The sequence below is a fragment of the Caulobacter sp. 05T431 genome (assembly GCF_056665975.1).
Genome location: NZ_JBFTKU010000034.1, coordinates 25998 through 33203, shown reverse-complemented (window position 1 = coordinate 33203; position 7206 = coordinate 25998). Strand labels below are relative to the sequence as shown.

General features: G+C 70.8%; 8 protein-coding genes. 6 read left to right on the top strand and 2 right to left on the bottom strand.

Annotated features, from left to right (window positions below; all coding sequences use genetic code 11):
- The 4 genes from infB to AC1U89_RS23290 all read left to right on the top strand — a co-directional run.
- A partial coding sequence (infB, locus tag AC1U89_RS23305) for a translation initiation factor IF-2 (protein WP_479902008.1) occupies positions 1 to 2650 on the top strand: 2650 nt, incomplete at its 5' end.
- Positions 2651 to 2775: 125 nt separating this feature from the next.
- Positions 2776 to 3900, top strand: coding sequence for a glycosyltransferase family 4 protein (locus tag AC1U89_RS23300; RefSeq protein ID WP_479902007.1), 1125 nt, complete (start codon positions 2776 to 2778; stop codon positions 3898 to 3900).
- 48 nt (positions 3901 to 3948) lie between these two features.
- Positions 3949 to 4461 carry a DUF2939 domain-containing protein gene (locus AC1U89_RS23295; protein ID WP_479902006.1) on the top strand — a complete coding sequence of 171 codons (513 nt, stop codon included), beginning with the start codon at positions 3949 to 3951 and terminating at the stop codon, positions 4459 to 4461.
- 8 nt (positions 4462 to 4469) lie between these two features.
- On the top strand, positions 4470 to 5036 hold the full coding sequence (locus AC1U89_RS23290) for a hypothetical protein (RefSeq protein ID WP_479902005.1): 567 nt from the start codon (positions 4470 to 4472) through the stop codon (positions 5034 to 5036).
- A gap of 26 nt (positions 5037 to 5062) precedes the next feature.
- Here AC1U89_RS23290 and AC1U89_RS23285 read toward each other — a convergent pair whose 3' ends face one another.
- A complete protein-coding gene (locus tag AC1U89_RS23285; protein ID WP_479902004.1) occupies positions 5063 to 5404 on the bottom strand; it encodes a hypothetical protein in 342 nt (113 codons plus the stop codon).
- A gap of 128 nt (positions 5405 to 5532) precedes the next feature.
- Between AC1U89_RS23285 and AC1U89_RS23280 the strand changes: the two genes are divergently transcribed.
- Positions 5533 to 6330 carry a dienelactone hydrolase family protein gene (locus tag AC1U89_RS23280; protein ID WP_479902003.1) on the top strand — a complete coding sequence of 266 codons (798 nt, stop codon included), beginning with the start codon at positions 5533 to 5535 and terminating at the stop codon, positions 6328 to 6330.
- Here the strand turns inward: AC1U89_RS23280 and AC1U89_RS23275 are convergent.
- Positions 6327 to 6617 carry a hypothetical protein gene (locus AC1U89_RS23275; protein WP_479902002.1) on the bottom strand — a complete coding sequence of 97 codons (291 nt, stop codon included), beginning with the start codon at positions 6615 to 6617 and terminating at the stop codon, positions 6327 to 6329. The two genes, AC1U89_RS23280 and AC1U89_RS23275, sit on opposite strands and share 4 nt — an antisense overlap.
- A 136-nt stretch (positions 6618 to 6753) precedes the next feature.
- Here AC1U89_RS23275 and rbfA point away from each other — a divergent pair, with 136 nt between their 5' ends.
- On the top strand, positions 6754 to 7206 hold the full coding sequence (rbfA, locus tag AC1U89_RS23270; RefSeq protein WP_479902001.1) for a 30S ribosome-binding factor RbfA: 453 nt from the start codon (positions 6754 to 6756) through the stop codon (positions 7204 to 7206).

The following is a 7206-nucleotide window of genomic DNA, read 5'->3' as shown; positions in this document are numbered from 1 at the left end:
CGCCAAGGCCGCCGCCGCGCCGCCGCCGCCGGCTCCGGAAGCGCCCGCCGCTCCGGTCGCCCAGGCTCCGGCCKCTCCGGCTCCGACCCCCGCTCCTGCGGCCCCCGCGCCCCAAGCGCCGGCGACTCCGGCTCCGGCCGCGCCGCCTGTGCGCGCCGAGGCTCCGCGTCCGGCTCCGGCCGCGGGCCAGACCCGCACCTACGAGCCCAGCCGCGATCGCCGCGACGACCGGGCCTCGACCACCACCTACCGCCCCGGTCCGGGCGCCCAGGGCGACCGCCCGCAGGGTGACCGTCCCCAAGGCGACCGTCCCAACTTCGCGGACCGGCCGTTCAACCAGCGCGCCCCGCGCCAGGACGGCCCGTACAACCAGCGCACGCCGCGTCCCGACGCCGGCGCGCCGCGTGGCCCGCGTCCCGAGGGCGGCTTCCGCAACGACCGCCCGCAAGGCGACCGGCCCCAGGGCGATCGTCCGCAGGGCGACCGTCCGGCCCAGACCGTCCGCTATTCGGCCCTGGCCCCGCGCCCGGCGCCCGGCGCCCGTCCGGGTCCCGGCGGTCCGCGCGGCGCCCGTCCGGGCGTCCCGGCCTCGGCTCCGGCCACCCCCGAAATCCAGCGCGCCACGCGCTCGGCCCCCCGCCCCGGCGGCGACGTCAGCCGTCGCCCGGACGAGGAGGACGATCGTCGCAAGGCCGCGGCCCCCGGCAAGGCGGTCAGCCGCGCCAAGGGCGCGCCGCAGCGCCGCGAAGGCCGCCTGACGATCCAGACCGTGGCCGGCGACGGGGACTCCGCCGACCGCATGCGCTCGCTGGCCTCGGTTCGCCGGGCCCGTGAACGCGAAAAGGAAAAGCGCCGCGGCGGCGTGGCCGAACAGGCCCGCGTCTCGCGCGAAGTGGTCATCCCCGACGTCATCACCGTGCAGGAACTGTCCAACCGGATGGCCGTGCGCGGCGTCGACATCATCAAGTTCCTGATGCGTCAGGGCGTGATGCTGAAGATCAACGACGTCATCGACAACGACACCGCCGAGCTGGTGGCCACCGAGTTCGGCCACACCGTCAAGCGCGTGTCGGAAGCCGACGTCGAAGAAGGCTTCATCGGCGCCGAGGACATCGACGATCACCTGGAGCCCCGGCCCCCGGTCGTCACCGTCATGGGTCACGTCGACCACGGCAAGACCAGCCTGCTGGACGCGCTGCGCAAGGCCGACGTGGCCGGCGGCGAGCACGGCGGCATCACCCAGCACATCGGCGCCTACCAGGTGCGTCTGGAAAACGGCCAGAAGGTCACCTTCCTCGACACCCCGGGCCACGCGGCGTTCTCGCAGATGCGGGCGCGCGGCGCCAACATCACCGACATCGTCATCCTGGTGGTGGCCGGTGACGACGGCGTCATGCCCCAGACGGTCGAGGCGATCAAACACGCCCGCGCCGCCGAGGTCCCGATCATCGTGGCCGTCAACAAGATGGACAAGCCGGGCTCGGATTCGACCCGGGTGACCAACGAGCTGCTGCAACACGAGATCGTCGTGGAAAGCCTGGGCGGCGACACCCAGATCGTCGAGGTCTCGGCCAAGACCGGCCAGGGCCTGGACGAGCTGATCGAGCGCATCCTGCTGCAGGCCGAAGTGCTGGACCTGAAGGCCAACCCCGACCGCACCGCCGACGGCGTGGTGATCGAGGCCAAGCTGGACAAGGGTCGCGGCGCGGTCTCCACCGTCCTCGTCAATCGCGGCACGCTGAAGCGCGGCGACATCGTCGTGGCCGGCAGCCAGTTCGGCCGGGTCCGCGCCCTGCTGAACGAGCGCAACGAGCAACTGACCGAAGCCGGTCCCGCCACCCCGGTCGAGATCCTCGGCCTGGACGGCGTGCCGTCGCCGGGCGACAGCTTCGCGGTCGTGGAAAACGAAGCCCGCGCTCGCGAGCTGACCGAGTACCGCATCCGCCTGAAGCGCGAGAAGTCGATGCATCCGGTCGGCGCGGGCGCCACCAGCATGGCCGACATGATGGCCAAGCTGCAGGACAAGAAGCTGCGCGAGCTGCCGCTGGTCATCAAGGCCGACGTGCAGGGCTCGGCCGAGGCGATCATCGGCTCGCTGGAGCAGATGGCCACCGACGAGGTCCGCGCGCGGATCATCCTGTCGGGCGCCGGCGCGATCAGCGAGAGCGACGTGATGCTGGCCAAGGGCGCCGGCGCGCCGCTGATCGGCTTCAACGTCCGGGCCTCGGCCCAGGCGCGTGCGCTGGCGGAACGCGAAGGCGTCGAGATCCGCTACTACGCGATCATCTACGACCTGCTGGACGACATCAAAGGCGTGCTCTCGGGCATGCTGGCCCCGATCCAGCGCGAAACCTTCCTCGGCAACGCCGAAGTCCTGCAGGCCTTCGACATCTCCAAGGTGGGCAAGGTCGCCGGCTGCCGCGTCACCGAAGGCGTGGTCCGCAAGGGCGCCAAGGTCCGGATCATCCGTCAGGACATCGTGGTGCTGGAACTGGGCACGCTGCAGACGCTCAAGCGCTTCAAGGACGAGGTCAACGAAGTCCCGTCCGGCCAGGAGTGCGGCATGATGTTCGCGGGCTTCCAGGACATCAAGGTCGGCGACACCATCGAGTGCTTCACCGTCGAAGAGATCAAGCGCCAGCTCGACTAAGGCGTTATATTTCGGAAACTTTTGGAAAGGCGCGGGCAATGTCCGCGCCTTTCTGACGTCTGGATTCCGCGACAGCTTGGCCGTGACCAGGGCGGCTCGCCCGCCGGCGACGCTTCACGGCCTCCATGCGCATCACCTTCCTCGAAATCGGCGCCAGCCTTCGGCCCGTCGGCAGCGTCAAGAACGTCTACGACCACGCCAACCGGCTGGTGGCGCGCGGGCACGCGGTGACCGTGGTCCACCCGGTCTATGTCGAGCGCCAGAGGGGCCTGAAGGCGCTCAAGCAGGCCAGCCGCCACCGGCGCTGGGCGCGCAGCGGCGCCTGGTCGCCGCGGAGCTGGATGGACATCGATCCGCGCGTCGACATCCGCTGGGTCAGGGACCTGTCGCCAGAATACGTCCCGCCCGGCGACGTGGTCATCGCCACCCACTGGACCATCGTGGACGCGCTGATGGCCCAGCCCGCCGACCGGGGCGCCAAGGTGTTCTTCGCCCCGCACTGGGACTTCGGCTACGAACCGGGCCGCGAGGCCGGGGTGGAGGCCGCCTGGCGCCGGCCGGTGTTCAAGATCGTCATCAACCGTCGCGCCGTCGAGCTGGCCCAGGCCTACGGACCGCGCCCGTGGCTGGCCCTGATCGGCCTGGACCTGGCGGCCTGGGGCGTCGACGTCGACCCGGCCGAGCGCGATCCCCGGCGCGTGGCCAGCCTCTGGCATCCCAACCCCGTTAAGGGCTTCCCCGACGTCCTGGCCGCTCTGGCCCTGGTGCGGGAGAGCCGGCCGGACGTGGTGCTGGAGGTCTTCGGCGCCCCGCCCCGTCCGGCGGAGCTGCCCGACTGGGTCGAGTACGCGCGGTTCCCCGACCCGGCGGCCCTGCGCGCCCTCTACAACCGCGCGGCGGTGTTCGTGGCGGCCGGTCACAACGAGGGCTGGGGCCTGGCGCCCTGCGAGGCGGGCCTGTGCGGCGCGGCCCTGGCGGCCACCGACAACATGGGTCACGCCGAGTTCGCCTTCCCGGGCCGGACCGCCCTGGTGTCGCCGATCCGCGATCCCCGGGCCCTGGCCGCCAACCTCCTGGCCCTGGTCGAGGACGCCGAGCTGCGGGCGTCCCTGGGACGGAACCTTCGCGCCCGTCTGGCCGATTTCACCTGGGAGAACTCCAGCCGGGCGTTCGAGGCGGGACTGGAGGCGGCCGTCGCCGCCGCCGGAACGGCCGGACGGGGTCAGGAAAAGGTCGAAATTGTCGGCTAAGTCGATCATCCTCGGCGGTGGTCCTCCGTCTGGACGTCTGGAATTGCGATGCGCCTCCGATCCCTCCTTGTTCTGACCCTCGCCGGCGTCTCGCTGTCGGCCTGCGCCACGGCCACCCGCTACGACGCGGCCGGCGACGTGCACGCCCTGCTGGTGGCGATCCGCAACAACGACCACGCCGCCTTCGACGCCCGCGTCGACCGCCCGGCCCTGAAGGCCGAGATCGAAAGCGAGCTGGTGCGCAAGGCGCGCGCCTCGAACCTGGGCGGCTGGCAGGCGGCGGTCATCGCCCTGGCCGGCCCGGCGGCCAGCATGGCCGGCGACGCCCTGGTCCAGCCCGAGACCTTCCGCTACGCGGCCGACTATTACGGCTACACCCCCGACCGGCCGATCCCCGACCGGATCAGCATCGCCGCCGGCCTGCGCTATGTGGGCTCCGACCAGGTGTGCGCCGCCAAGGACAAGAACGGCCCGTGTCTGCTGACCTTCACCCTCGAGAACGGAACCTGGCGGCTGTCGGGCTTCGATCCCGAGATCGCCAAGCGTCACCTGAAGCTGTGAGGCGAGGGGTGTCGGGGGCGGCCCGCGGGACGGGCCTGAAGGTCGCTCTGGGCCTGGCTGCTGCCTGCCTCGTGGGCGGGACGGCCCATGCCGAGCGCAAGATGTACTCGTATGACCCGGTCTCGGCCGACGCCAAGCGGCTGACCGGGGCGGGCCTGACCGTGCTGTTCGACAAGAAGCTGACCAGCACGCGGGTCCAGAAGGTGATCGCCACGGGCGTGAAGGTGCAGGGCCGGGTGACCGACGGTCGCGAGAAGGACATGGGTCCGGGCGGGCTAAAGGCGGTCCAGGGCGCCGATCCCGACCTGGCGCTGTACGAGATTGATCCCAAGTACGAGCAGGGCCGGATCTATATCCGCGCCTTCTGTCCCGGCTCGACGCGGCTGTGGCTGGGCTTCAGCCGGCTGGCCGTCTATCGCGACCTGCGCGTCCAGGCGTTCGGCGACGACCCCAAGGGCGGTCCCGCTCGGCTGTGCGGCACGCTGGACTTCTCGTACCGGGGCGAATGGAAGCTGCCGAGCGGCAACCTGCCCGATCCGATGGAGGACTGGACCGGCGGCAACGGCCCGGGCTAGGCGCGCGCCGCTCCCCAAGGACCGTCTCAGCCCGGCAGCACGCCGCGCAAGAGCATGACCACGGCCAGCAGCATCATCGGGGCGGACCACACCTCCAGCGGCAGGCCCATGAAACGGTTGGGCGGGCGATAGGTCAGGCGGTTCTTCCAGAGGCGCAAGGGCGGGACCTTCACCGGCCGGCGATTGACCCGGCAACCGACCACCCAGTTGACCACGGCCGCGATCACCGCGCCGACCGCCCACAGCCAGGGCGCGGCGTCGAAGACCTGTTCGCCGAACGCCAGGGTCAGCAGCGCCCCGAACAGGGCGAACACGCCGATCAGGCTCAACAGGGCCAGATAGCCCCGACCGGTCCACCAGAAGATCATCCACGCCCCCATGCTCGAGCTTGCAGGGATAGGCCGCCGCCCGGCGCCGTGCAACCGGAGCGATCGAAGACCTGACGCCGACCAAGCTTTTCATGTCATGCTCGCCCCAAGAGGGGCAGGGGGCGACCATGGCGAAGGGCGACGACGCGCTGGCGGGGTTCACGAAGTTCGCGTTCGACGACGGGCGCTGGAAGCGGCCGGTCTACCGCATCGGCTCCGGCCCGGCGGTGATCGTCATCCATGAGATCCCCGGCCTGCACCCCCAGGTCCTGCAGTTCGCCCGCGACGTGGCCGCCGAGGGCATGACGGTGTTCTGCCCCAGCCTGTTCGGCAAGCCGGGCAAGCCCGTGTCGAACGCCTACATCAACACCGCCATCCTGAAGCTGGCCTGTGTGGGCCGGGAGTTCACGATCTGGGCCGGCGGTCGCTCCAGCCCGATCGTCGACTGGCTGCGGGCTCTGGCGCGCAGGGCCCATGCCGAGTGCGGCGGCAAGGGCGTGGGCGCGGTGGGCATGTGCTTCACCGGCGGCTTCGCCCTGGCGATGATGACCGAGCCCTCGGTGGTGGCCCCGATCCTGGCCGAGCCCTCCCTGCCGACGGGCCGCAAGAAGGGCGGGGAACTGGACGTCTCGCCCCAGGAGCTGGCCGTGGCCAAGGCGCGGATGGAGGCCGAGGACCTGTCGCTGATCGCTCTGCGGTTCGAGGACGACGTGCTGGTCCCCTGCGCCCGTTTCCAGACCCTGGAGCGCGAGCTGGGCGCTCGGCTCGAGGCCATCACCCTGCCGGACGCCGCCGCCAAGCAGGGCACGGGCCGCGCTCCGCACTCGGTGCTGACCATCCACCTGGACCGCGAGGACCCGGCCGGCGCGACCATGAAGGTCCACCGCCGGGTGCTGGACTTCTTCAGGGAACGGACGGGGGCCTAGGTTGCGGAAACGGGCTTGGCGGCGAACCGGGCCAGGGGCCCGCTGACGCCGATCAGGATAGCACCGATGACGACCGATCCGATCGAGAACACGGCCATCTGGACCGCGCAGGCGCCGAGCACCCCCATGGGGGATTTGACGGAAACCGCGATCAGGATGGACGCCAGTACAAACTGCGCGGCGCCGGAGATCAGCCAGAAGGCGCCGAAGGCCCGCGCAAGGACCTGAACCAATTCGACAGTCTTGGACAACAGCCCCTCCATCCCGTGCTCGACGCCAGCGATCACCTATAGCCAAGCTCCAGTCAATCTGACACCTCCCGCACTGGACATTCGCCCCCCGCGCGCCTAGACACCCCGCCTTCCATTTCTCCCCGCGCTACCGGCGTTCGATCCGCCGGCCGGGCATCGAGGCGACCGCGCCATGAAGCGCCATTCCGACAACAAGAAGGGCGGACCGATCGGTCCGTCGCAGCGCCAGCTCCGCGCCGGCGAGCTGATCCGCCATGCCCTGGTCGACATCCTGCGCGAGGAGGAGCTGGCCGATCCCGCGCTGGCCGGCGTGTCGGTGACCGTGTCGGAAGTGCGCATGAGCCCCGACCTCAAGCACGCCATCTGCTTCGTCGAACCCCTGGGCGCCGGCGTCACCGGCGAGAGCGCCCAGCATATCGACGAGATCATCAAGGCCCTGAACCGGGTGTCGAAGTTCCTGCGCGGCCGCCTGGGCCGGTCGATCGACATGAAGTTCACGCCCGACCTGAAGTTCATCCACGACGAGAGCTTCAACTCGGCCGCCTACATGGACCGCCTGTTCGAGGATCCGCGCGTGCAGGCCGACGTGCGCCGCCTGTCTGACGTCGTCGACGACGAGGACTGA